This is a genomic window from Pseudomonas sp. 9.3L, from assembly GCF_058536285.1.
This window is the reverse complement of record NZ_JBZUBK010000001.1, coordinates 2,966,021-2,988,407: the sequence shown is the minus strand read 5'-3', so window position 1 is coordinate 2,988,407 and position 22,387 is coordinate 2,966,021. Positions and strand designations below refer to the sequence as shown.

At 58.3% G+C, this 22,387-nt stretch carries 24 protein-coding genes and 5 tRNA genes; 22 read left to right on the top strand and 7 right to left on the bottom strand.

Features of this window, described 5'->3' with window-relative positions; translation table 11 throughout:
- Positions 1-2: 2 nt before the first annotated feature.
- The 8 genes from alaS (at position 3) to mgtE (ending at position 6,618) form a co-directional block, all read left to right on the top strand.
- Positions 3-2,627, top strand: a complete 2,625-nt coding sequence (alaS, locus tag AC4LE2_RS13680; protein ID WP_491826280.1) for an alanine--tRNA ligase — start codon at positions 3-5, stop codon at positions 2,625-2,627.
- 96 nt (positions 2,628-2,723) lie between these two features.
- Positions 2,724-3,959, top strand: coding sequence for an aspartate kinase (locus AC4LE2_RS13675; RefSeq protein ID WP_491826279.1), 1,236 nt, complete (start codon positions 2,724-2,726; stop codon positions 3,957-3,959).
- A gap of 152 nt (positions 3,960-4,111) precedes the next feature.
- Entirely contained in the window at positions 4,112-4,300 is a 189-nt protein-coding gene (csrA, locus tag AC4LE2_RS13670; protein WP_491826278.1) for a carbon storage regulator CsrA, read from the top strand.
- Between the two features lie 62 nt (positions 4,301-4,362).
- A tRNA-Ser gene (locus tag AC4LE2_RS13665) sits at positions 4,363-4,453 on the top strand.
- A gap of 45 nt (positions 4,454-4,498) precedes the next feature.
- A tRNA-Arg gene (locus AC4LE2_RS13660) sits at positions 4,499-4,575 on the top strand.
- A 71-nt stretch (positions 4,576-4,646) separates the two neighbouring features.
- Positions 4,647-4,723 (top strand) — tRNA-Arg (locus AC4LE2_RS13655).
- A 71-nt stretch (positions 4,724-4,794) separates the two neighbouring features.
- A tRNA-Arg gene (locus AC4LE2_RS13650) sits at positions 4,795-4,871 on the top strand.
- 304 nt (positions 4,872-5,175) lie between these two features.
- A complete protein-coding gene (gene mgtE / locus AC4LE2_RS13645; protein WP_491826277.1) occupies positions 5,176-6,618 on the top strand; it encodes a magnesium transporter in 1,443 nt (480 codons plus the stop codon).
- An 86-nt stretch (positions 6,619-6,704) separates the two neighbouring features.
- Here the strand turns inward: mgtE and AC4LE2_RS13640 are convergent, their stop codons facing one another.
- Positions 6,705-7,037, bottom strand: coding sequence for an Arc family DNA-binding protein (locus tag AC4LE2_RS13640; protein ID WP_491826276.1), 333 nt, complete (start codon positions 7,035-7,037; stop codon positions 6,705-6,707).
- Positions 7,038-7,422: 385 nt separating this feature from the next.
- On the opposite strand from AC4LE2_RS13640, the gene phnN reads away from it, so the two are divergent.
- Positions 7,423-7,992, top strand: coding sequence for a phosphonate metabolism protein/1,5-bisphosphokinase (PRPP-forming) PhnN (gene phnN, locus AC4LE2_RS13635; RefSeq protein ID WP_491826275.1), 570 nt, complete (start codon positions 7,423-7,425; stop codon positions 7,990-7,992).
- Here phnN and AC4LE2_RS13630 read toward each other — a convergent pair.
- Together AC4LE2_RS13630 and AC4LE2_RS13625 are read right to left on the bottom strand one after the other, a co-directional pair.
- Positions 7,984-8,169 (bottom strand): PA3371 family protein, encoded by a 186-nt coding sequence (locus AC4LE2_RS13630; protein ID WP_491826274.1) that lies wholly within the window; start codon positions 8,167-8,169, stop codon positions 7,984-7,986. The two genes, phnN and AC4LE2_RS13630, sit on opposite strands and share 9 nt — an antisense overlap.
- A 13-nt stretch (positions 8,170-8,182) precedes the next feature.
- Positions 8,183-8,407 (bottom strand): hypothetical protein, encoded by a 225-nt coding sequence (locus AC4LE2_RS13625; RefSeq protein WP_491826273.1) that lies wholly within the window; start codon positions 8,405-8,407, stop codon positions 8,183-8,185.
- Between the two features lie 392 nt (positions 8,408-8,799).
- Here AC4LE2_RS13625 and AC4LE2_RS13620 point away from each other — a divergent pair.
- From AC4LE2_RS13620 to AC4LE2_RS13610, 3 genes are all read left to right on the top strand, one after another.
- Positions 8,800-8,874, top strand: a tRNA-Arg gene (locus tag AC4LE2_RS13620).
- A 254-nt stretch (positions 8,875-9,128) separates the two neighbouring features.
- A complete protein-coding gene (locus AC4LE2_RS13615) occupies positions 9,129-10,370 on the top strand; it encodes a glutamine synthetase family protein (RefSeq protein WP_491828135.1) in 1,242 nt (413 codons plus the stop codon).
- 110 nt (positions 10,371-10,480) lie between these two features.
- On the top strand, positions 10,481-11,755 hold the full coding sequence (locus AC4LE2_RS13610; RefSeq protein WP_491826272.1) for an MFS transporter: 1,275 nt from the start codon (positions 10,481-10,483) through the stop codon (positions 11,753-11,755).
- 69 nt (positions 11,756-11,824) lie between these two features.
- Here the strand turns inward: AC4LE2_RS13610 and AC4LE2_RS13605 are convergent, their stop codons facing one another.
- From AC4LE2_RS13605 to flgA, 4 genes are all read right to left on the bottom strand, one after another.
- The gene (locus AC4LE2_RS13605) at positions 11,825-12,577 is read right to left on the bottom strand and encodes a flagellar brake protein (protein ID WP_491826271.1); all 753 of its coding nucleotides are present in this window, start codon (positions 12,575-12,577) and stop codon (positions 11,825-11,827) included.
- Positions 12,578-12,656: 79 nt separating this feature from the next.
- Positions 12,657-13,124, bottom strand: a complete 468-nt coding sequence (locus tag AC4LE2_RS13600; protein WP_491826270.1) for a flagella synthesis protein FlgN — start codon at positions 13,122-13,124, stop codon at positions 12,657-12,659.
- Positions 13,125-13,179: 55 nt separating this feature from the next.
- Positions 13,180-13,482: a flagellar biosynthesis anti-sigma factor FlgM gene (gene flgM / locus AC4LE2_RS13595; protein ID WP_491826269.1), complete on the bottom strand. Its 303-nt coding sequence runs from the start codon at positions 13,480-13,482 to the stop codon at positions 13,180-13,182.
- A gap of 184 nt (positions 13,483-13,666) precedes the next feature.
- Positions 13,667-14,416 (bottom strand): flagellar basal body P-ring formation chaperone FlgA, encoded by a 750-nt coding sequence (gene flgA / locus AC4LE2_RS13590; protein WP_491826268.1) that lies wholly within the window; start codon positions 14,414-14,416, stop codon positions 13,667-13,669.
- Positions 14,417-14,508: 92 nt separating this feature from the next.
- Here flgA and AC4LE2_RS13585 point away from each other — a divergent pair, with 92 nt between their 5' ends.
- From AC4LE2_RS13585 to flgH, 10 genes are all read left to right on the top strand, one after another.
- Positions 14,509-15,435 carry a chemotaxis protein CheV gene (locus AC4LE2_RS13585; protein ID WP_491826267.1) on the top strand — a complete coding sequence of 309 codons (927 nt, stop codon included), beginning with the start codon at positions 14,509-14,511 and terminating at the stop codon, positions 15,433-15,435.
- A 50-nt stretch (positions 15,436-15,485) separates the two neighbouring features.
- Entirely contained in the window at positions 15,486-16,313 is an 828-nt protein-coding gene (gene cheR, locus AC4LE2_RS13580; RefSeq protein WP_491826266.1) for a protein-glutamate O-methyltransferase CheR, read from the top strand.
- Between the two features lie 305 nt (positions 16,314-16,618).
- A complete protein-coding gene (gene flgB, locus AC4LE2_RS13575; RefSeq protein WP_491826265.1) occupies positions 16,619-17,029 on the top strand; it encodes a flagellar basal body rod protein FlgB in 411 nt (136 codons plus the stop codon).
- Between the two features lie 3 nt (positions 17,030-17,032).
- Positions 17,033-17,482 (top strand): flagellar basal body rod protein FlgC, encoded by a 450-nt coding sequence (gene flgC, locus AC4LE2_RS13570; RefSeq protein WP_491826264.1) that lies wholly within the window; start codon positions 17,033-17,035, stop codon positions 17,480-17,482.
- 15 nt (positions 17,483-17,497) lie between these two features.
- A complete protein-coding gene (locus tag AC4LE2_RS13565; protein WP_491826263.1) occupies positions 17,498-18,223 on the top strand; it encodes a flagellar hook assembly protein FlgD in 726 nt (241 codons plus the stop codon).
- A 28-nt stretch (positions 18,224-18,251) separates the two neighbouring features.
- Positions 18,252-19,550 (top strand): flagellar hook protein FlgE, encoded by a 1,299-nt coding sequence (gene flgE / locus AC4LE2_RS13560; RefSeq protein WP_491826262.1) that lies wholly within the window; start codon positions 18,252-18,254, stop codon positions 19,548-19,550.
- Positions 19,551-19,598: 48 nt separating this feature from the next.
- Positions 19,599-19,784, top strand: coding sequence for a hypothetical protein (locus tag AC4LE2_RS13555; RefSeq protein ID WP_491826261.1), 186 nt, complete (start codon positions 19,599-19,601; stop codon positions 19,782-19,784).
- 242 nt (positions 19,785-20,026) lie between these two features.
- Positions 20,027-20,764, top strand: coding sequence for a flagellar basal body rod protein FlgF (locus AC4LE2_RS13550; protein WP_491826260.1), 738 nt, complete (start codon positions 20,027-20,029; stop codon positions 20,762-20,764).
- A gap of 64 nt (positions 20,765-20,828) precedes the next feature.
- A complete protein-coding gene (flgG, locus tag AC4LE2_RS13545) occupies positions 20,829-21,614 on the top strand; it encodes a flagellar basal-body rod protein FlgG (RefSeq protein ID WP_491826259.1) in 786 nt (261 codons plus the stop codon).
- Between the two features lie 67 nt (positions 21,615-21,681).
- Complete coding sequence (gene flgH / locus AC4LE2_RS13540) at positions 21,682-22,377, top strand: flagellar basal body L-ring protein FlgH (RefSeq protein ID WP_491826258.1); 696 nt, start codon at positions 21,682-21,684, stop codon at positions 22,375-22,377.
- Positions 22,378-22,387: the final 10 nt, after the last annotated feature.

Here is a 22,387-nt window from a genome sequence, read left to right as displayed (position 1 = left end):
CTATGAAAAGCGCAGAAATCCGTGAAGCCTTCCTTCGCTTCTTCGAAGAGCAAGGCCACACCCGTGTCGCCTCCAGCTCTCTGATCCCCGCTAACGACCCCACCCTGCTGTTCACCAACGCGGGGATGAACCAATTCAAGGACTGCTTCCTCGGGCAGGAAAAACGCGCCTATACCCGTGCGGTAAGCAGCCAGAAGTGCGTGCGTGCCGGTGGCAAGCACAACGACCTCGAAAACGTCGGTTATACCGCGCGTCACCATACCTTCTTTGAAATGCTGGGCAACTTCAGCTTTGGTGACTACTTCAAGCGTGACGCCATCACCTTTGCCTGGACGTTCCTCACCTCCGAGCACTGGCTCAACCTGCCCAAGGACAAACTTTGGGTCACGGTCTATGCCACGGACGACGAGGCTTACGATATTTGGACCAAAGAAGTGGGCGTGCCCGCCGAGCGTATGGTCCGTATCGGCGACAACAAGGGTGCGCCCTATGCTTCCGATAACTTCTGGACCATGGGCGACACCGGCCCCTGCGGCCCTTGCACCGAGATCTTCTACGATCACGGCGCAGACATCTGGGGTGGCCCACCTGGCTCGCCTGAAGAAGACGGTGACCGCTACATCGAAATCTGGAACAACGTCTTCATGCAGTTCAACCGCACCGCCGATGGCGTGTTGCATCCGCTTCCTGCGCCGTCAGTCGACACCGGCATGGGCCTGGAGCGGATCAGCGCGGTGTTGCAGCACGTGCACTCCAACTACGAGATCGACCTGTTCCAACACCTGCTTGAAGCGTCGGCCGCCGCCATTGGTTGCGCGAACGACGGCCAGGCATCGCTCAAAGTGGTGGCAGACCACATTCGTTCGTGCGGCTTCCTGATCGCCGACGGCGTATCGCCGTCCAACGAAGGCCGCGGCTATGTGCTGCGCCGCATCGTGCGCCGTGCATGCCGCCACGGCAACAAGCTGGGCGCCCAGGGTACCTTCTTCCACACCATCGTGGCGGCGTTGGTCAATGAGATGGGCGAAGCCTTCCCTGAACTCAAGCGCCAGCAGGCCCATATCGAGCGCGTGCTTAAAGGTGAAGAAGAGCAGTTCGCCAAAACCCTGGAGCAGGGGCTGAAAATCCTGGAGCAGGACCTGGCTGAGCTCAAGGGTGACGTCGTGCCCGGTGAAGTGATCTTCAAGCTGTACGACACCTACGGTTTCCCGATGGACCTCACCGGTGACATCGCCCGTGAGCGTAACCTCACCCTGGACGAAGCTGGCTTTGAACGCGAGATGAACGCCCAGCGTGAGCGTGCCCGTTCTGCCAGCGCCTTCGGCATGGATTACAACAGCCTGGTGAAGGTAGAAGAAGCCACTCAGTTCCTTGGCTACACCACCCACAGCGGTGAAGGTAAGGTGATTGGCCTGTACAAAGACGGCCAGGCGGTGCAGGCCCTGGCCGAGGGCGACGAAGGTGTGGTGATCCTCAACCAGACGCCGTTCTACGCCGAGTCGGGTGGGCAGGTGGGGGACCGTGGCTACCTGCAAGTGGGCAATGGCCGCTTCCAGGTAAGCGATACCACTAAATCCGGTGGCGCATTCCTTCACCACGGTATCGTGGCCCTGGGTAGCGTCAACCTGGGTGAAACCGCCGAGGCGCAAGTGGAGGGCGACCTGCAACTGTCCACGTCGCTTAACCACTCTGCCACCCACCTGCTGCATGCGGCACTGCGTGAAATTCTCGGTGATCACGTACAGCAGAAAGGCTCGCTGGTCGATAGTCAGCGGCTGCGCTTTGACTTCAGCCACTTCGAGGCCATCAAGCCCGAGCAGATCAAAGCCATCGAAGACATCGTCAACCGCGAGATCCGCCGTAACACGCCGGTGCAGATCGAAGAAATGGACATCGATAGCGCCAAGCGCAAAGGCGCCATGGCGCTGTTCGGTGAAAAGTATGGCGATCGTGTGCGCGTGCTGACCATGGGCGGCGATTTTTCCGTCGAGCTGTGCGGCGGCATCCATGCCAAGCGCACCGGCGATATCGCCGTGTTCAAGGTTGTCAGCGAAAGCGGTGTGGCGTCGGGCGTACGGCGCATTGAGGCAGTGACGGGGGCGACGGCATTGAGCCTGCTCACCGGCGCCGAAGAGCAGGTTCGGGAAGTGGCCAGCCTGCTCAAAGGCAGCCGCGACAACGTGCTCGATAAGCTTCAGGCGTTGCTTGAGCGCAACCGTCAGCTAGAGAAACAACTGGAGCAACTGCAGGCCAAGGCTGCCAGCGCTACGGGCGACGACCTGTTAGCCAAGGCGGTGGACATCAATGGCGTGAAAGTACTCGCTTCACGCATGGACGGCGTTGATGGCAAGGCCCTGCTGGCCTTGGTAGATCAGCTCAAGAACAAACTGGGCGAGGCGGTGATCCTGCTCGGTGGCGTACAGGATGACAAAGTGGTGCTGGTAGCGGGCGTGACCAAGGCACTGTCGACCAAGCTCAAGGCTGGGGACTTGATGAAAGAAGCTGCCGCAGCAGTAGGCGGAAAGGGGGGCGGCAGGCCGGACATGGCCCAAGGCGGCGGCGTAGAGGTCGCGGCACTGGATAGCGCCTTGGCACTGGCAGTGCCCTTCGCGCAGCGCGGGCTGTAACCGCTGGCGCGCCTCGGCAACGCTTTTGCAACGCTGGGGTGCGCGGGTATCAGGACGTTTAACGGGAGCCCTGGGTGGGCGTAAGGCGGCGTTGAAATGGCTTTGATCGTACAAAAATTTGGTGGCACCTCCGTGGGCTCCATCGAGCGCATCGAGCAGGTGGCCGAGAAGGTCAAGAAATTCCGTGAGCAGGGCCATGACTTGGTGGTAGTGCTGTCGGCCATGAGCGGGGAAACCAACCGCCTGATCGACTTGGCCAGGCAGATCAGCGATCAGCCTGAGCCCCGAGAGCTGGATATGGTGGTATCCACTGGCGAACAAGTCACCATCGGCCTGCTCGCCATGGCGTTGATCAAGCGTGGTGTGCCAGCAGTATCCTATACCGGCAATCAGGTGCGCATTCTCACCGACGATGCCTATAACAAGGCGCGCATCCTGCAAATCGATGACAAGCGCCTACGCCAGGACTTGGAAGCAGGCCGTGTGGTGGTGGTCGCAGGGTTCCAGGGTGTGGATGAGAACGGCAATATCACCACGCTGGGGCGCGGCGGTTCCGACACTACCGGGGTAGCCCTGGCTGCGGCCTTGAAGGCGGACGAATGCCAGATCTACACCGACGTGGATGGGGTCTATACCACAGACCCACGGGTGGTGGCTCAGGCCAAGCGCCTGGATAAGATCACCTTCGAAGAAATGCTGGAAATGGCCAGTCTTGGCTCCAAGGTGCTGCAGATTCGCGCAGTGGAGTTTGCCGGAAAATACAATGTGCCGTTGCGTGTCTTGCACAGCTTCCAGGAAGGCCCTGGGACCCTGATCACCATTGATGAAGAGGAAACCATGGAACAGCCGATCATTTCCGGCATCGCTTTCAATCGCGACGAAGCCAAGCTGACCGTCCGTGGCGTGCCAGATACCCCTGGGGTAGCGTTCAAGATCCTGGGCCCAATCAGCGCGGCTAATATAGAAGTGGACATGATCGTGCAGAACGTCTCGCACGATAACACCACCGATTTCACCTTCACGGTGCACCGCAACGATTACCAGAAAGCCCTGGGTGTATTGCAGGCGACCGCGACTGAAATCCGCGCACGCGAAGTGGTGGGCGACACCAAGATTGCCAAGGTATCGATCGTTGGCGTTGGGATGCGCTCCCATGCAGGGGTCGCCAGCCAAATGTTCGAGGCGCTGGCCAAAGAGAGCATCAATATTCAGATGATCTCCACCTCGGAGATCAAGGTGTCGGTGGTTATCGAAGAGAAGTACCTGGAGCTGGCCGTGCGCGCCCTGCACACGGCGTTTGACCTGGACGCTACGGCTCGCCAAGGCGAGTAAGATGTCCAGCAAGGGCGCGGCCTGGCCGCGCCCTTTTTCTTTTTTCGGCACCAGGGTTTCGTCCTTGGCGCTACTTTGGCAAGCGGGCAGGCGTTGGCCGCCGTGAGGCCCTTTTTTGCAGACGGTTCCCAGATAGACCTTAGGAGTATTTCATGCTGATTTTGACCCGCCGCTGTGCGGAAAGCCTGATCATCGGTGACGGGGAAATCACCGTAACGGTGCTTGGCGTAAAGGGCAGCCAGGTACGCCTGGGGGTAAATGCGCCCAAGGAAGTCGCGGTTCACCGTGAGGAAATCTACCAGCGAATTCGTAAGGAGAAGGGCGAAGAACCAAGCCATTAATTTTCTTCGTTTTTTCTGTTTGCAAACCGGAAAGAACGTGGTTAATATACGCCCCGTGTTGCGGAGAGGTGGCCGAGTGGCCGAAGGCGCTCCCCTGCTAAGGGAGTACACCTCACAAGGGTGTCGGGGGTTCGAATCCCCCCTTCTCCGCCATTATTCATCGTAGTTTGCCTGCGGCAGATTACAGTTAGTTTCAATGCACTCATAGCTCAGCTGGATAGAGTACTCGGCTACGAACCGAGCGGTCGGAGGTTCGAATCCTCCTGAGTGCACCATATCAGTAGGCCTCTGGCGTTTTACTCTAGAGGTGCTGATACCAGCGGTGGCTGGTTTATCAACACCATTTGCACTCATAGCTCAGCTGGATAGAGTACTCGGCTACGAACCGAGCGGTCGGAGGTTCGAATCCTCCTGAGTGCACCATATCAGCAGGCCTCTGGCGTTTTACTCTAGAGGTGCTGACACCAGCGGTGGCTGGTTTATCAACGCCATTTGCACTCATAGCTCAGCTGGATAGAGTACTCGGCTACGAACCGAGCGGTCGGAGGTTCGAATCCTCCTGAGTGCACCATCTTCAAAAGCCCGCATTTTCGAATGCGGGCTTTTTTTTGGAATGTTCGAGTGGTCGCTGCTTGCAAAACCCTCGTCATCCAGCCCTGTCATATCCCTCTGCCAATGCGGCCAAGCGTTTGTAAACCCACAATTTAGTCACCAAAATCTTTGGTTAGCGGGTATGATTGCCGCCGTCTGCCCCGCCGGGCTCTGGATTTCTTTCCATGGACTTACCCAGTAGTACCTTACTTACGCCTTTGGCCCCTATCGCATTGTTTGATTGAACTCCCGGTGTAGTCCGCTGCTGGGAGTGGAGTACGCCTATGACCGACGTCGACGTCAAAAACCGCCAAGACAGCTTGCAGGATCGGCTCGGCCAAGTAGTTGAACTGTTGCAGCGCCAGCGCGTGGTGGAAGACCTGACCCACCGGCAGGAAGGTCAACACCAGGAGCTGGTAGAGAGTCTGGTGCACCGCCAGAACGTCGTCGAACTGCAGCGCAAGCTGGACGACCTGCACTCTGCCGACATCGCCTATATTCTCGAAGCGCTGCCCCTGATTGACAGGCTTGCCGTCTGGCAGCTGGTAAAGGCCGAACGCGACGGCGATATCCTGCTCGAAGTCTCCGATGCCGTGCGTGAAACCCTCATTGCCGACATGGAAGACCACGAATTGCTGGCGGCGGCCAAAGAAATGGACGCCGACGAGCTGGCCGACCTGGCGCCCGAGCTTCCCCGTGATGTTGTCCATGAGCTGATGGAAAGCCTGGATGCGCAGCAGCGTGAACGCGTGCGTTCCGCCCTGAGCTACGACGAAGATCAAGTCGGTGCGTTGATGGACTTCGAGATGGTCACGATCCGCGAGGACGTGACCCTGGAAGTGGTGCTGCGCTATTTGCGCCGCCTGCGGGAATTACCCGGTCATACCGACAAAGTGTTCGTGATCGACCAGGAAGGGCTGCTCAAGGGCGTATTGCCGATCAAGCGGTTGCTGGTCAATGACCCTGAAAAAGGCGTGGCAGAGGTGATGGCCAGCGATTTGGTCACCTTTCACCCGGATGCAGACGCTTACGAGGCTGCCCAGGCATTCGAGCGCTATGACTTGGTATCAGCCCCGGTTGTCGATAAAAATCGGCGTTTGATTGGTCGCCTCACCATTGACCAGATGGTCGACTTGATTCGTGAAGAAAGCGAAAGCGAAGTATTGAACATGGCGGGCCTGCGCGAGGATGAAGACATCTTCGCCTCCGTATGGCGATCGCTGCGTAACCGTTGGTCCTGGCTGGCCGTCAACCTGATTACTGCATTCGTGGCGTCCCGCGTCATCGGCCTGTTCGAAGGCTCCATCGAGCGTCTGGTGGCCCTCGCTGCCCTGATGCCGATCGTTGCAGGGATAGGCGGTAACTCGGGTAACCAGACGATCACCATGATCGTCCGCGCCATGGCGCTGGATCAGGTGGGCACCGGCAATACCCGCCGGCTCTTGAAGAAAGAACTGTCTGTGGCTGTGATCAATGGCTTGGTATGGGGGGGCGTGATTGGTGTCGTGGCCTGGCTGCTGTACCACAGCTGGTCGCTTGGGCTGGTCATGACCACAGCCATGACACTGAACCTGCTACTGGCGGCCTTTATGGGTGTAACGATCCCCATGACGCTCGCCAAGTTGGGTAAAGACCCTGCCATGGGGGCGAGTGTGATGATCACGGCCATGACTGACAGCGGTGGGTTCTTTATCTTCCTGGGGTTGGCGACGGTGTTTCTGATGTAGCAGGTCGAGGGATTCTCAATAAAAAGGCCAGCAACGATGCTGGCCTTTTTCATGATACATACTGGGTATGCAGTTCCGGCAACCGATCAGGACGCCTCGGCTTCTGCTGCGAGGTCTGCGTCGTGCGCGATCAGTGCAATAAGAGCATTCTGCTGGCGGTGAGCAAGCTGGCGGAAGCGCTGGAGCAGTTCGCGCTCGTGCAGCGACAGCTCTGGGCTGTCCAGACGCATGCTCAATTCTTCGCCCAGTGCACCTTCTTGAATAAGGCTCTGCTCCAGGCGCGCAATGATTTCTGAGTTCATGCTGCGATGGTGAGTGCGGGCGACCTCGGCGATACGCTCGCGCATGCCGTCTGGAAGGCGGACAACGAACTTGTCGGCGGTGCGGCTGGAATAGACTGCCTGTTTCAGTGGGCGCATAGAATTAAACCGGTTAAGTTCAGGAAAGCGGTTCCTCGGAGTAGGCCGCAGGATGTGGGTACGACAATCAATTCTGCCAAGCGTTCCATCGAAAAGCGCTGTGCGGCTGAACATTATGCTCGTTTTTGGTAGGTAGCTTGGCGTCAAATATGTGACAAATTCTGAATTGCAGTGCTACTTAAAAACAGCACCTTAATTCCTAAAACGTAAACAGCCCAAATTACAGGCCTTTGGCCAACCCATAACAGCTAACGCATGCCGCTTGTGTCTAGCACAGGCGTTTTACGACCCCGGCCTCGATGGAAGTTTTACCCAGGGGCGGTGTACAGGGTACTCTAAAGCATAGTGGCATTCAGGTTATTCGCGAGTGAAAAGGGCGGATTAGATGCAAGCAGGGCGACTGATTTACTTGATAGGCGCATCCGGTGCGGGCAAAGACAGCCTTATCAACCAAGCGCGCAGTGCCCTCGCTGATCGTAACGTGCACATTGTGCGACGCATCATCACCCGTTCGGCCGAAGCCAGTAACGAACAAGCCTATGGTGTAAGCATGGCGCAATTCGAGGCAATGGCAGATCAGGGCGAATTTGCAATGCATTGGGCGGCTAACGGTTTGCGCTATGGCATCCCCTCCAGCATTGAGCAAGCCATGGCTCAGGGGCAGTGGGTGCTGGTCAATGGTTCGCGTGCCTATCTTCCACGGGCCTTTGCCCTGTACCCAGACCTGCTGGCGGTGCTGGTAGTGGTTGATACCGAGGTCCTGCGCGCGCGGCTTACGGCACGTGCGCGAGAACCCTTGAATGACATCGAAACCCGTCTTGCGCGCAATGAGCAGTTTGGCGCGATGGAGGTGGACGGGCAGGGGCCTCGCCTTCACAGGGTGGATAATTCCGCCACCCTTGAACGTGCCGTTACGTGCCTGTTGGCAGTGATCGATCAGGCGCAATCAACGTAGCTGGGGGTTGAAGCGAATCCGCTTGCCCCTGATCAATGCCAGCACGAAGAGCCCTGCGCAAACCACGCTCAAGCTGAGCAGTAACGTGATAAAGACGCCTGCGGAGTAGGGGATGGCTGCCGCAATCAAGAAGCACGCTAGCGAGGCGGTCATAAAAATCAGTGCGGACCGTGACATGTTAAGCCCTGCCTTAAAAGGTATACCGGTCTAGAACGCGGGTGGGCGCGGCCATTGAATGTACCGTCATTGCATCAGGTCGCTGGCGCTCATGCATGCCTGCACGCTGCGCCAAAGGCGGATGTACCCAACCTTGAACACTGAGATGAGCGTGAGTGTGCAGGGCAGGTGCAAAAAAATGGAACGAAACCATTGCAACCATGGCCAGAGCATTGAGCAGATAGAGCGCGCCGTTCATCCTTGTCTCCGATGTGTCATAGCAAGCCACCCTCAGCAGGTGCCACTATATTGGAAGCATTGGCCGTGCCAACGTGCACGACCTGTTAAATCCATTTCAAAACAATCACTTATAAGTAAATTGCTAGAACTTTGCCTTGCATTGTGCATTGTTTGACGCGATTTGCCGTGCAGATTGCACGAATCCCTGCCTCTACGTCCAGTACTAATGCGGCAAAGTGCCTTCATTGCCTGCATTTCAGTCACGCGCGTGAGCTACTTCACACTTGCATGTGAATTTGCATCTCCACCGGCGCGGTGATAGATTTGCAGCCGCTTTTTAAGGCGCGTAAGCCTGCCGGCCAGAGCAGTTGCCAGCATCCAGGCTCTCAGCTTTTTTCTTTTGAAGTTTATGTCCTTGTAGTTCAACGGATAGAACGGGGCCCTCCTAAGGCTCAGATGCAGGTTCGATTCCTGCCGGGGACACCATGCCACACCTTCTTAATGGCCCTATTGGCTCTGCTACTCAGAGGCACGTACCTATGCGCCTCCCTTGAGTAAGCAATGCCGTGTCCCTTTTGCTTGATATTCTTAACAGCCGATGCGAATTTTGTACGGGTGTGTGAGGCCGTGCCCGTGCCCTTCATAAGGAATGCATCATGCGCAATGACAACCCGTTGATGGGTGTGGATGAAATCGAATGCGTTACGCCAGACCTCAACGGTGTACCGCGCGGTAAGGTGATGACCGCATCGGGGTTCGCCGAAGGTCGCCGTCTGCAGTTGGCTCGCGGGGTGCTGTTGCAATGCATCATGGGCGGGTATCCGCCTGCACGCTTCTACGGGGCCGACGACGGTGATGTAGCACTGGTACCCGATGCAGCTCAGGTGCATCGCTTGCCGTGGAGCGACCCGCCCCGCGCCTTTGCCATTTGCGATGCCAACGAACTGAGTGGGGGTGGTTCGGCGCTGTCCACCCGGGCGCAATTGAAGGGGGTCATTGCGCGCTATGCAGCGTGCGGCCTGGCGCCAATGGTGGCGACCGAGCTGGAATTCTACGTGTTCGCCGCCAACCCTGATCCGTCTCAACCGTTTCAGCCGCCTGTAGGGCTCGATGGTCGGCGCGAGGCGGGGCATAGTGCCTTCAGCGTGACTTCCAACAACGGTCTACGGCCGTTTTGGGCTGAGGTCTACGCCTGCATGGCAGCCTTGGGGCTGCCTCGGGACACCTTCATGCATGAGATGGGTGTCAGCCAGTTTGAGATCAACCTGTTACATGGCGACCCTTTGCTTATTGCCGACCAGACCTTCCTGTTCAAGCACTTGTTGAAAGAGGTAGCGCTCAAACATGGCTTGATGGTGGTGTGCATGGCCAAACCGCTGGCGCATATGCCGGGCAGCTCCATGCACATTCACCAGAGCGTGGTTAGCCTGGCAGACGGCCACAACCTGTTCAGTGACGAGCACGGCCAGCCCACCGCGACCTTCCGGCAGTTCATCGCAGGGCAGCAATGTGCGTTGAAAGACTTCACTGCGTTTTTTGCGCCTAACGTCAATGCGTACCAGCGTCTGTTTCATCCCTATGCCTCGCCCAATAACCTGTGTTGGTCTGAGGACAATCGTGCGGCAGGTTTGCGCATTCCTGCCAGCGCACCAGGCGCCCGGCGGGTAGAGAACCGCTTGCCGGGAGCGGACGCCAACCCGTACCTGGCAATCACCGCAAGCTTGGCGGCGGGCTTGTACGGCATAGAACACGCTCTTGAGCCGACGCCCCCGATCCAGGGAGCGTTCGAGGTGCCTGAGCCGTTAGCGCTACCACGCACCTTGGATAGCGCGCTTGAACAGCTCACTCGCAGTAAGGTGGCTGTTGAACTGTTTGAGCGTGAATTCATCGAAGGCTACATTGCGACCAAGACCCTGGAGTTAGCCAGTTTCATGGACGAAATTACCCTTTGGGAGCGGCGTGTGCTGGCAGCACAGGCCTGACTCCGGGTTACCCCGCCAGCGGGCGAATTACCGCGGTTGATGCCTTTGGCGATCAGCACACTCGGTGCGCGGCCCCTGTGCGTTACTGGTTCGGACGTTGCGGAGCATCAATGCGTCAAATCTTGAAAAACTTTCGAGGCCTATACTTTGCCTCCCTGATGATGCTGATTGGTTCAGGACTGCTCAGCACCTACCTCGCGCTACGCCTGGCAGCCGATAACGTCGACGGCCTGTGGGTGGGCGCGTTAATGGCAGCCTACTACTTTGGCTTGGTACTGGGCGGCAAGATCGGCCACAGGCTGATCGCCCGGGTGGGGCATATCCGGGCCTATACCGCCTGTGCCGGCATCGTCACGGCAGCCGTGCTGGGTCACGGCATGACCTCGTTGTTACCCATCTGGCTACTGCTGCGTCTGGTGGTAGGCCTAGGGATGATGTGCCAGTACATGGTGATCGAGAGCTGGCTCAACGAACAGGCTGAAGCGCGGCAGCGTGGCCTTGTGTTCAGCGGGTACATGATCGCGTCGTACCTGGGGTTGGTGTTGGGCCAGCTGATTCTGGTATGGCACCCCCAGTTAGGGCTGGAACTGCTGATGATGGTTGCGTTGTGTTTTGCGGTTTGCCTGGTGCCGGTCGCGCTCACCCGCCGGCTGCACCCGGCGCCCCTGCACTCGGCACCCATGGACCCTCGTTTCTTCATCAAACGCGTGCCCCAGTCCCTCGGCACTGTGATGGGTGCCGGCTTGATTATCGGCTCATTTTACGGCTTGGCCCCGCTCTACGCGGCAGGCCGAGGCATGACCACCGAGGCGGTGGGGCTGTTCATGGGCTGCTGTGTGTTCGCAGGGCTGGTCGTGCAGTGGCCACTGGGCTGGCTGTCAGACCGTTATGACCGCCCGCTGCTGATCCGTGCTATCGCCACCATGCTCTGTGTGCTGGCGCTGCCCATGGCGGTGGCGCCGCGGCTGTTCGACGTGCCCCTGGAGGGGTTGTTCATGGGCGGGTTCGTGGTGTCGCTCTTGCAGTTTTGCCTTTACCCCTTGGCCGTGGCGTTCGCCAACGACCACGTCGAGAGCGAGCGGCGCGTCTCACTGACCGCCATGTTGCTCGTTACGTATGGCCTGGGCGCAAGTATCGGGCCGCTGGCGGCCGGGGTACTGATGAAGTTTTATGGCAGCGAGATGCTATATGCCTTCGTGTCGTTTTTTGCGTTGGTGCTTGTCTGGCGGGTACGCCCACGGGCCGTTACCAATTTGCACCAGGTAGACGATGCCCCGCTGCACCACATCGCTATGCCTGACAACATGACCAGCTCGCCGCTGGTCGCGGCCCTGGACCCGCGCGTGGACGAGCAGGTGGTAGAAGACCAGATGAAGGATAACTGAGCCGTACGGCAAGCCATTCGGCAAGCCATTCGGCGAGCCATCCGGCGGCGCAGCCACGCCTGGGAAGGGTTAGAAATCGTCTTTGTCGAAGCGTCGGGCTTCGCGCTGCAATTGGTACACGAAGCGCTCTACGTTGCGTTGCACGGCGCCCGTCATGTGATGGAAGCGTACACCCGCAAAGGTAGTGTCCAACCGCTTCTCGAAGTGCAGATGCCGAAGCTCCACAGGCGTAAGAATGGCGCCGAGGGGGAGGGCGGCGGCAAACCGCTCATAGACCTGACCCAGTTGTAGCCGCTCCGTGATGTCGCCACTGAAGCGCAGCTTGCAGCCGGTGGCTGAGAGGTCCAATAGCTTGCCACGCATGCTCTTGATAAGCCGATCCCCGGCGATCTCCACATCGACCAGCGAGGAGAGCTTGAGCGCTGCACGAAACGCATTGCGCCGCTGGTGGTAGATCACTTCCGTGGGCAGAGGCCCCCGATAACTGCGCCCACTTTCGCTGTCTTCGATCACATAACCGCCTCGGCCTTCCCAGGCAATGCGGGCACCGTCATGGAAACCCTCGGCCCGAAACGCCTCGCCTAAGCTGAGTAAACGCTCACCGTCGCGCGGGATCAGCTCGTCCAAGACCACCGTGCCGGTGTCTCGATCAGCCTCGATGACATAGCTCTGGAACCGTTGCTGGCGTTCGATGAAGGTCACGATCAAAGGGTTGTGGCCGTCGAGCAGCGACCTGAGGCTGGCGTGGATTTCCAGCGGCGTGGAGAGGACCTTGGGGGGCTGCGGTGCATCCTCTGAAGGCGAGGCGTTAAACACAGTCATCAGGTCTCCCGGGAAAGCGTAACGGCAGCGCGGCAAGACGGCATCGTGCCGTCACCGCACACCCGGACGAGGCAAGCGATCAGGCTTGGCTGAAGGCGCGGACGGTCGCCAGGCGCGCTGTAGCGCCGCGTGCCGTATACAGCGAAGGCGTGTCGCCGCCACTGAGGATCTTCAACTGGTTAGCCGTGGCGAACTGCTGCAGGGCGATGGCCCGGCCGTTCTGCTCGTTGATTACCTGGCACTCTGCAAGCATGCCGGCCAATTGCTCGCCGCGCTCTACTAACACATGCCCTAGCACCGAAGATTGGGCAAATGCCGCCAGGCCTTCGGAATCTGCGGTAAACCCGAGGGCCACCAGCAACTGGCTGCGCTGACGGCCATGCTGGCCCAGCTGCACAATCAGCGACTGCTTATGGGCCAGGATGTTTTCCAGCAATTGCATGTCACGACCCCGCAGCGCGGTATATTCCTCACGCAGCAGCGACAGGAGATGCTCAGCGGGCGCAATGTCGTCTTCAATCAACTTCAATAGGGTTGTGTCGTGCATGACTGTTCCTGGTAATCACTGCGCCCGGTAAATCAAGAGCCGCGTCAGCGCAGGCTCAGGCTTCGAAAGAAAGCATCTTGCTAGCGACGCGGCTGCTGTCCACCTGGTAGCTGCCGCTGGCGATCTGCTCTTTGAGCTCAGCAATGCGGGCCGCATTCACAGGCGCGTCAGTGCCCAGGTTCTCGGTGACCTTTTTCATGTGCTGGGCTACGTCGCTCAGTTGGACGGATTCCCCAGCCTGGCTGGTTTCCTTGACGCTTTTGACGTCGTCTACAGCCCCAACCGCCTTGCTGCCAGTTGTGCGAGCAGTGCTTGAGACTTGAGTGGAGCCGGTAACGCTCCGGAAATCGATGACCATGATATGAACCCCTTGGTGTTTGGACGCTTGCCTTGTTTTCGACTGGGTGCCGAAAAACTTTAGGGTATTTTTTCGAAAGCACCCAATAGGCAAGGTTCGCACGCCAAGTGTAGGAAAATCAGGCCGCCGCTACCAGACGCATGCGTCGGACAACGACCCTCGCGTAGCCCGTCGAGCGTTGCGGTTACATAGACACTTCTACCTGTGCCGGTCCGGTGACGCGGGCCCTGACGACGCGTTGCGAATTGAGGTTGCGCACGCGTATCTGTTCGTTCAGCGCGCCCTTGCTCAGCGCTTCGCCTGGCATTCTTACCGCCAGGGTGCCTGCCCGCGCGGTAATCACCACCTGGTCACCCTTGCTGATAACCTCCGGTTGCTCTACCTGCACAGGCGCCAGGACCTGATCCATAACCGTCGGTCTGATCACGCGTTGGCCAATGGCTTGATCCAGGGCGGGGAGAAACCCTTGGCTCAGTTGGCCCACGTCGCGCTCGCGCAGAGCCACGTCACCTTCAGCGATGACCGTATCGCGCTTGAGTGGCCGCGTTGCAACCACCACCTCGCGAAAGAGTTTGACCGTAGCCGGCACGAATACCGTCCAGGGCGATGCCCCTTCACAGCGTACCCGCACCGTTACCCGCCCAAGGGGTACGGCAGGCGTCTCAAGGCGGGCAGTCAGGTCTCGGTCACACTGGGGCATGCGCAACCGAGGGTCCAGGTTGGCCACCTCTATCTCATAACGGCCTTCGGTTTGGCTGGTCGCCAAATAATCTTCCACGGTGAACTCAAGAAACCCCTGAGTCACACCGATAAGCTGTTCGGGCGGTGTGACGTCGTCGGCAAGCAGGCGTCCGGAGCCGACAAGGCACAAAGCAGTGAACAACCCATACAGGGTGGTGAGCAGGTGTCGTGAATATGGCGTTTTCTCGTTCATGGCTATGCTTGAGCAAGTGACGTGCCAGACTCGCCGCTTGCTCGCACAGAACGGGGCTCTTCGGAGCTAACAGTCCAAGGTGGAGGTTTAATATGGCTGGTGTGATGGATTCCGTAAACCAGCGCACGCAACTGGTAGGGCAGAACCGCCTTGAACTGTTGTTGTTCCGCTTGAACGGCAAACAGTTATACGGCATCAACGTCTTCAAAGTTCGCGAAGTGCTGCAGTGCCCGAAGTTGACCCTGATGCCCAAGTCCAACCCGGTGGTGCGTGGCGTGGCCAGTATCCGTGGCGCGACCATTCCTATTCTGGACCTGTCCATGGCCACGAACTCACGCTCGCTTGAGGCCGAACAGGACCCTTTCGTGATCATCACGGAGTACAACACCAAGATCCAGGGCTTCCTGGTTCATTCCGTGGAACGTATCGTCAACATGAACTGGGAGGACATCCATCCGCCACCCAAGGGCACGGGCCGCGATCACTACCTGACGGCCGTTACCCGGGTCGATAACCAGTTGGTGGAAATCATCGACGTGGAGAAAATCCTGGCCGAGGTTTCGCCAGTGTCCGAAACGATCAGCTGTGGTGTGATCAACGCCGAGGTGCAGCAAAAAGCCGTGGCCATGCGCGTATTGACCGTGGACGACTCCTCGGTGGCGCGCAAGCAGGTGAGCCGCTGCCTGGAAACGGTAGGCGTGGAAGTGGTAGCGCTCAACGATGGTCGGCAAGCCCTTGAGTACCTCAAGGCGATGGTTGCGGAGGGCAAAGATCCAAACGAAGAATTTCTGATGTTGATTTCTGACATCGAGATGCCGGAGATGGATGGCTATACCCTGACGGCAGAAATCCGTAGCGACCCGCGTTTGAAAAAGCTGCACATCGTATTGCACACGTCACTCTCGGGCGTTTTCAACCAGGCGATGGTCAAGAAAGTAGGGGCTGACGACTTTTTGGCTAAGTTTAGACCGGATGATCTCGCATCTAGAGTGGTCGAACGAATTAACGCGAAAGGCTGATCTCCAGTACGGACGGCAGCGATCCAATCATTTACCAAGAGGCGGCACCATTGGCTACGGCGAATTCGGATTTTGAACAGTTCCGGGGCTTCCTGGAAAAGGCCTGTGGCATCGTGCTGGGTGAGAACAAACAGTACCTGGTCTCGAGCCGCCTCAATAAATTGATGGAGCAACAGGAGATCAAGAGCCTGGGCGAGTTGGTGCAGCGCATCCAGATGCAGCCCAGGGGCGGTTTGCGCGAGCAAGTGGTCGATGCGATGACCACGAACGAAACCCTGTGGTTTCGCGACACCTACCCTTTCGAAGTGATGAAGAACAAGGTATTGCCAGAAATGATCAAGGCCAGCCCTGGCCAGCGCTTGCGTATCTGGTCGGCGGCCTGTTCTTCTGGCCAGGAACCCTATTCACTGAGCATGACGTTCGAAGAGTTCACCCAATCCAACCCTGGGCAGCTCAAGAGTGGCGTGCAGATTGTAGCCACCGACCTGTCGCCGTCGATGCTGATCAACTGCCGCAGTGGCGAGTACGACAGCCTGGCCATTGGCCGAGGCCTGTCGCCTGAACGCCTGCAGCGCTATTTTGACGCAAAGCCGGGGAACCGCTGGGCCGTCAAGGCGCCTTTGCGCAGCCGTATCGAGTTCAGGCCGATCAATCTGCTGGAAAGCTACGCGTCGCTGGGCAAGTTCGACGTGGTGTTCTGCCGCAACGTGCTGATCTACTTCTCTGCCGAGGTGAAGAAAGACATCCTGACGCGCATTCATGCCACCCTCAAGCCAGGCGGGTATCTGTTCCTGGGGGCTTCCGAGGCGCTCAACGGTTTGCCAGACAAGTACCAGATGGTGCAGTGCAGCCCTGGCATTATCTATCAAGCGAAATAACCCCTTCAGCGCGTTAGCCTCAAGTTATTCGCCAACTGCGTTCGCCCCTACCGTGATCGATTTAACATTCGCCATGTGGGCCAACGGTAGTTGGCGAACAACCCTCAACACCAATCATTTTTCTGACGCCTGCTTTGCGGTTTCTCTGCTGCGTCCGGCCTCCTGCCCTTTGGGTATTGCCGACTTTCTGGCGACATTTTTCGGTCTAACTTTATATATCCTTATAAAACAATGGCTTACAAAGTTGGCACACCTGTTGCTATATCTCGATCAGCACATCACGTTTTGCGCCAGAGGTATCGAACATGGGTATCAGTTTTGACAAAGCACTCGGCATCCACGAGCAGGCTCTGAACTTCCGCGCGCAGCGCGCCGAAGTGCTTGCCAACAACCTCGCCAACGCTGACACGCCTAACTACAAAGCACGCGACCTGGATTTTTCCTCAGTGCTCGCTGCCCAGGCCGATAAAACCCGTAACGGTACCTTTGGTCTTGAACGCACTAATGCCATGCACATTGATGCCGATGGCCTGAGCACTACCGAAGATGCCTCACTGCAATACCGCATTCCGACGCAGCCGTCGCTGGACCAGAACTCTGTGGATGCGCAGATCGAGCAGGCGAACTACGCCAAGAACTCGGTGGACTTCCAGGCCAGCTTTACCTTGTTGAACAATAAATTCCGTGGCCTGGTCACGGCCATCAAAGGAGAGTAATTCATGTCACTGTCCAGCGTTTTCAATATTGCCGGTACCGGCATGAGCGCCCAGACCACTCGCCTCAACACCGTGGCCAGTAACATCGCCAACGCCGAAACCGTCTCGTCCAGCCTTGACCAGACCTACCGTGCCCGCCACCCCGTGTTTGCCACCGTTCTGGCAGACCAGGCCGGGGGTACGTCAGGCAGCAGCTCGCTGTTCGACGAGCAGGGCGAGGCAGGGCACGGGGTACAGGTGTCCGGCATCGTCGAAGACCAGAGCAACCTCGAACCCCGTTACGAACCCAACAACCCTGCTGCGAACAAAGACGGGTACGTGTACTACCCCAACGTGAACGTGGTGGAGGAAATGGCCGACATGATCTCTGCCAGCCGGTCATTCCAGACCAACGCTGACATCATGAACACCGCCAAAACCATGATGCAGAAAGTGCTGACGCTGGGTCAGTAAGCCAAGGGATAAACCATGACTACCACCTCTACCACTACCGATAGCACCAGCGCCTCGCTTCTTTCTCAATACGCTGTTGCGAGTAAAGACAAGACAACCGCTGCCTCGACAAGCTCGACCGACTCAGTGACCGGTTCCCAGACCATGGGCAAGGACACCTTCTTGCAACTGCTGGTCACCCAGTTGAAGAACCAAAACCCGCTTGACCCGCAGGACAACTCGGCCTTCGTGGCGCAGTTGGCTCAATTCAGCAGCGTGGAAGGCATCAACAACCTCAATACAACGGTGTCCGCCTTATCCAGTAACTACACGTCCAATCAGGCGCTTCAAGCGTCGGCGTTGGTAGGGCATTCGGTATTGGCACCCGCTAGCAGCACCGTGGTGGACACGAGCAGCGGCCTGACCGGCCAGTTCGACCTGACAGCCTCGACCAGCGACGCTTCGGTGAAGGTGTACGACGCCAACGGCACCTTGGTGAAGAACATCGACCTGGGCTCTCAGAGCGCCGGCACTATTGCCTTCGACTGGGACGGCACCAACAACGAAGGCGTTGCGCTTTCGTCGGGCACTTACAAATTCGTGGCCAATGCCACGGTAGATGGCGAAGATGTTGCTCAGACCACGTACCTGCCTTCCACCGTCGCAAGTGTGACGGTCGGCAGTACCGCGGGTGATATGTCCCTTAAATTGGCTGACGGCTCTAGCGTAGCGCTGTCCGCTGTTAAATCCGTTGGATTGTAAGCCGGCTAATCGGCACTGGAGATAAACTATGTCGTTCAATACCGGCCTCAGCGGTCTCAACGCGGCCAACACTGCACTCAACGTCACCGGCAACAACATTGCCAACGTGGCCACCACCGGTTTCAAGAAATCACGTGCCGAATTCGGTGACGTGTACGCCAACTCATTGTTCCTGGGCAGTTCCAAGAATGGCGTAGGCTCTGGCGTTGCCACGGCGGCGGTGTCGCAACAGTTCACCCAGGGCACCGTGAGCAGCACCGGCGCCAGCCTGGACATGGCCATCAACGGCAACGGCTTCTTCGTGGTCAGCGACAACGGCAACAAGGTGTATACCCGTGCCGGCGCCTTTGGCACCGACAAATCGGGCAACATCGTCGACAGTAGCGGCAACAAACTGATGGGGTACGGCGCGGACGAAAACGGCAATGTTATCGACGGCATCATGACTACCTTGAAAGTGGACACCTCGGCGCTTGCTCCCAAGGCCACGGACACGCTGACGGAAACGATCAACCTCAATTCCAGCGCTACCGTCCCTGCCACGACGCCCTTCGATGCCTCGGACACCACCACCTACAACTACACCTTCAGCACGGACATCTTCGACAGCCAGGGTAACTCCCACACTTTGTCGCAGTACTTTGCAAAAGACGACACCAACAGCTGGACCATGTACTCCACCATCGATGGCGTAAACCCGGCAGACCCAACCTCCACCACACCCTTTTCCGCCAACCTGACGTTCAACTCGGACGGTAGCCTGGCGACCACCACCAGCTCGGACATGACGGTGGGTTCCAATGGCAAGCTCACATTCACCAACTGGGTGCCGGCCGCCAAGAACGCCGCCGGCGTAATGGCCAGTAACGGGTCTACCGCGTCGACTAGCGGCGTTACGCTGAACATGGCGCAGACATCTTCGTATAACACCACGTCGGCCGTCACTGCCAAGTCTCAGGACGGTTATGCCACCGGTAGCCTGTCGTCGCTGTCAATCGACACCGAAGGCAACATCTTCGGTAGCTACAGCAACGGTCAGTCCAAGACCGTTGGCCAGGTAGCCTTGGCGAACTTTGCCAACGTCCAGGGTTTGACCCCGAACGGCAGCACCGGCTGGCGTGAGTCGTCGGCCTCAGGTGTACCGATCGTGGGCGCGCCTAACAGCGGCACGATGGGCACGCTGTCGGCCGGTTCGTTGGAGGACTCCAACGTAGACCTGACCAGTGAACTGGTGAACCTGATCAAGGCGCAGAGCAATTACCAAGCGAACGCCAAGACCATTTCCACCGAAAGCACCATCATGCAGACCATTATCCAGATGGCCTGATAACGACAGGGCGGTGAGCGGAGCCGCTGCCCTGGTCTTGGAGCCGCCATGAAGACGTATGTGCATCTATTGATGATCTTCCTGACGTTTACCAGCGGGCTGGCTGAAGCCGGCCCGGCCCCCTGGTACAAATACCAAAGCCTGGCCACCGGCAGGTTCGTTTGCATGCAAGCGAGCCCTGGCGACGCATTTCAACGGTTCGCAGGGCCGTTCAACAATGCCGGGTGCCATTAATCGCGAGCTTCGCCCGCTTCATATGGTTGGAACGTTGGAAACTGTAGGAAGCGGGCGCTAGCTCGCGAACACGTCCATTGTAAAGCGCCGTTTTTTCGTCACTTCCCTTTCGTCATTTTTATGACTATCCTCTGAAACCCCTGATATAGAGCCTTTATAGCTAGCTTTTTAAAGTTGGCCCGGCTCTTGCTACGCCTATGGTAATCAGCCATTTCGCGGCGCTCGCCGCCAAGGAGATGACCATGGACAAGATGCTTTATGTCGCCATGACCGGCGCCAGCCAAAATGCCCTCGCGCAAAAGGCGCACGCCAACAACCTGGCCAACGTATCCACTAACGGCTTTCAGAAAGACTTGGAGCAGGCCCGTTCCATGCCGGTGTTTGGCGATACCTTGCCGTCCCGTGCCTACGCCATGACCGAGCGTCCCGCCACAGACTTGAGCGGTGGCCCGATGATCGCTACCGGTCGTGACCTCGACGTAGCTGTGGGTGGTGAAGGCTGGATCGCGGTGCAGGCCCCCGATGGCTCTGAGGCTTATACCAAAAGTGCCAGCCTGAACGTTGACGCCTTGGGTGTACTGCGTACCAGCACAGGCATGGCGGTGCTGGGCAACGGCGGCCCTATCGCCGTGCCGCCAGAAGAGCAGATCGAAGTCGGGCAGGACGGCACCATCAGCATCCGCTCACTGGGGCAGGCGCCATCAGTCATGGCAGTCGTAGATCGGATCAAGACCGTCAACCCCAAGGCCGCTGAGTTGACCAAGGGCACCGACGGCATGATTCACACTAAAAACGGCCAGCCGGCGGCGATGGATGGCGCGGTGCAGATGACCTCCGGGTTCTTGCAGGGCAGCAACGTCAATGCCGTGGACGAGATGACTCAGGTGATGGCGCTTTCCAAGCAGTTTGAGATGCACATCAAAATGATGACCACCGCCAAAGAAGACGATGAGGCGATGGCACGGGTCCTGCAAAGCTAGTTGTAACCCACACCTTTATTGACACACAGGCCCCGCGTAGCCGGCGCCCGAAGGAGAACACCCCATGCTTCCAGCACTTTATGTCAGTAAAACCGGCCTGGCTGCGCAGGACACCAACCTGACCACCATTTCCAACAACCTGGCCAACGTTTCCACCACCGGTTTCAAGAAAGACCGTGCTGAATTCCAGGACTTGCTGTACCAGGTAAAACGTCAGCCGGGCGCTCAGTCGACCCAGGACAGCGAATTGCCGTCGGGCCTGCAAGTGGGTACCGGTGTGCGTATCGTCGGTACCCAGAAGAACTTCACCGCTGGCAGCCTGCAAACCACCGACCAGCCACTGGACATGGCCGTGAACGGCCGTGGTTTCTTCCAGGTCATGCAACCGGACGGCACCATCTCTTACACCCGTGACGGTACCTTCCACCTGAACTCCGACGGCCAGATCGTTACGGCCAATGGTCTGGCGCTGCAGCCCGCCGTGACCGTACCTGCCGATGCCCAAACCTTTACCGTTGGCACCGACGGCACCGTCTCGATCACTGTCACCGGTAGTGCGACGGCCCAGGTCATCGGCAACGTACAAACCGCTGACTTCATCAACCCGGCCGGCCTGCAATCGATTGGCGGCAACCTCTATCTGGAAACCGCCGCCAGTGGCGCGCCCAACGTCGGCACGCCTGGCCTCAACGGGTTCGGCACCGTACTGCAGAACACCTTGGAAAACTCCAACGTAAGCACCGTTGAAGAACTGGTGAACATGATCACCACTCAGCGCGCCTACGAGATGAACTCCAAAGTGATTTCCACCGCCGACCAGATGCTTCAGTACGTGACGCAGAACCTGTAATCGCCGGTCACGCCCCTGAATGCCATTTAAATGCCTGAAGGATCAGTTACACCGTGAGGTTGAAGTGATGAATCGTCTGTCTGCTGTGCTGTTGTTGACCGGAACCGCCTTGCTCGGTGGTTGCATGTCGCCGCCTCCCAAGGTCAACGATCCGTACTACGCCCCGGTGTTGCCACGTACGCCGTTGCCAGCGGCCAGCAACAACGGCTCGATCTATCAGGCGGGCTTCGACCAGAACCTGTACACCGACCGTAAAGCGTTCCGGGTAGGTGACATCATCACTATTACCCTGGCGGAAAAAACGTCTGCCAGCAAAAGCGCCAACTCCAAGGTGAGCAAGAGCAGTAGCAACAAGCTTGGGCTCACTTCACTGTTTGGTAGCAGCGCCACGACCAACAACCCGCTCACCGGCGGCGATCTGAGCCTTAACGCAGGCTATAGCGGCGACCGTTCGACCAATGGCGATGCCAAGTCCGCGCAAGGCAACAGCCTCACCGGTTCCGTCACGGTGACCGTGGCGGATGTACTGCCCAACGGGATTATTTCGGTGCGGGGCGAGAAGTGGCTGACCCTTAACACGGGAGAGGAGCTGGTACGCATCGCTGGCCTGATTCGTGCAGATGACATTGCAACCGACAACACCGTGTCGTCGACCCGGGTAGCCGATGCCCGCATTACCTATTCAGGCACGGGTTCATTTGCCGAGGCCAGCCAGCCTGGGTGGTTGGACCGCTTCTTCTCCAGCCCGTACTTCCCCTTCTGAGTGCGCATGA

Bases quoted from the DNA above. Each gene is read 5' to 3' on its own strand.
- alaS (WP_491826280.1), top strand. From the start codon at position 3: ATGAAAAGCGCAGAAATCCGTGAAGCCTTCCTTCGCTTCTTCGAAGAG.
- AC4LE2_RS13675 (WP_491826279.1), top strand. From the start codon at position 2,724: ATGGCTTTGATCGTACAAAAATTTGGTGGCACCTCCGTGGGCTCCATC.
- csrA (WP_491826278.1), top strand. From the start codon at position 4,112: ATGCTGATTTTGACCCGCCGCTGTGCGGAAAGCCTGATCATCGGTGAC.
- mgtE (WP_491826277.1), top strand. From the start codon at position 5,176: ATGACCGACGTCGACGTCAAAAACCGCCAAGACAGCTTGCAGGATCGG.
- AC4LE2_RS13640 (WP_491826276.1), bottom strand. From the start codon at position 7,037: ATGCGCCCACTGAAACAGGCAGTCTATTCCAGCCGCACCGCCGACAAG.
- phnN (WP_491826275.1), top strand. From the start codon at position 7,423: ATGCAAGCAGGGCGACTGATTTACTTGATAGGCGCATCCGGTGCGGGC.
- AC4LE2_RS13630 (WP_491826274.1), bottom strand. From the start codon at position 8,169: ATGTCACGGTCCGCACTGATTTTTATGACCGCCTCGCTAGCGTGCTTC.
- AC4LE2_RS13625 (WP_491826273.1), bottom strand. From the start codon at position 8,407: ATGAACGGCGCGCTCTATCTGCTCAATGCTCTGGCCATGGTTGCAATG.
- AC4LE2_RS13615 (WP_491828135.1), top strand. From the start codon at position 9,129: ATGACCGCATCGGGGTTCGCCGAAGGTCGCCGTCTGCAGTTGGCTCGC.
- AC4LE2_RS13610 (WP_491826272.1), top strand. From the start codon at position 10,481: ATGCGTCAAATCTTGAAAAACTTTCGAGGCCTATACTTTGCCTCCCTG.
- AC4LE2_RS13605 (WP_491826271.1), bottom strand. From the start codon at position 12,577: ATGACTGTGTTTAACGCCTCGCCTTCAGAGGATGCACCGCAGCCCCCC.
- AC4LE2_RS13600 (WP_491826270.1), bottom strand. From the start codon at position 13,124: ATGCACGACACAACCCTATTGAAGTTGATTGAAGACGACATTGCGCCC.
- flgM (WP_491826269.1), bottom strand. From the start codon at position 13,482: ATGGTCATCGATTTCCGGAGCGTTACCGGCTCCACTCAAGTCTCAAGC.
- flgA (WP_491826268.1), bottom strand. From the start codon at position 14,416: ATGAACGAGAAAACGCCATATTCACGACACCTGCTCACCACCCTGTAT.
- AC4LE2_RS13585 (WP_491826267.1), top strand. From the start codon at position 14,509: ATGGCTGGTGTGATGGATTCCGTAAACCAGCGCACGCAACTGGTAGGG.
- flgB (WP_491826265.1), top strand. From the start codon at position 16,619: ATGGGTATCAGTTTTGACAAAGCACTCGGCATCCACGAGCAGGCTCTG.
- flgC (WP_491826264.1), top strand. From the start codon at position 17,033: ATGTCACTGTCCAGCGTTTTCAATATTGCCGGTACCGGCATGAGCGCC.
- AC4LE2_RS13565 (WP_491826263.1), top strand. From the start codon at position 17,498: ATGACTACCACCTCTACCACTACCGATAGCACCAGCGCCTCGCTTCTT.
- flgE (WP_491826262.1), top strand. From the start codon at position 18,252: ATGTCGTTCAATACCGGCCTCAGCGGTCTCAACGCGGCCAACACTGCA.
- AC4LE2_RS13555 (WP_491826261.1), top strand. From the start codon at position 19,599: ATGAAGACGTATGTGCATCTATTGATGATCTTCCTGACGTTTACCAGC.
- AC4LE2_RS13550 (WP_491826260.1), top strand. From the start codon at position 20,027: ATGGACAAGATGCTTTATGTCGCCATGACCGGCGCCAGCCAAAATGCC.
- flgG (WP_491826259.1), top strand. From the start codon at position 20,829: ATGCTTCCAGCACTTTATGTCAGTAAAACCGGCCTGGCTGCGCAGGAC.
- flgH (WP_491826258.1), top strand. From the start codon at position 21,682: ATGAATCGTCTGTCTGCTGTGCTGTTGTTGACCGGAACCGCCTTGCTC.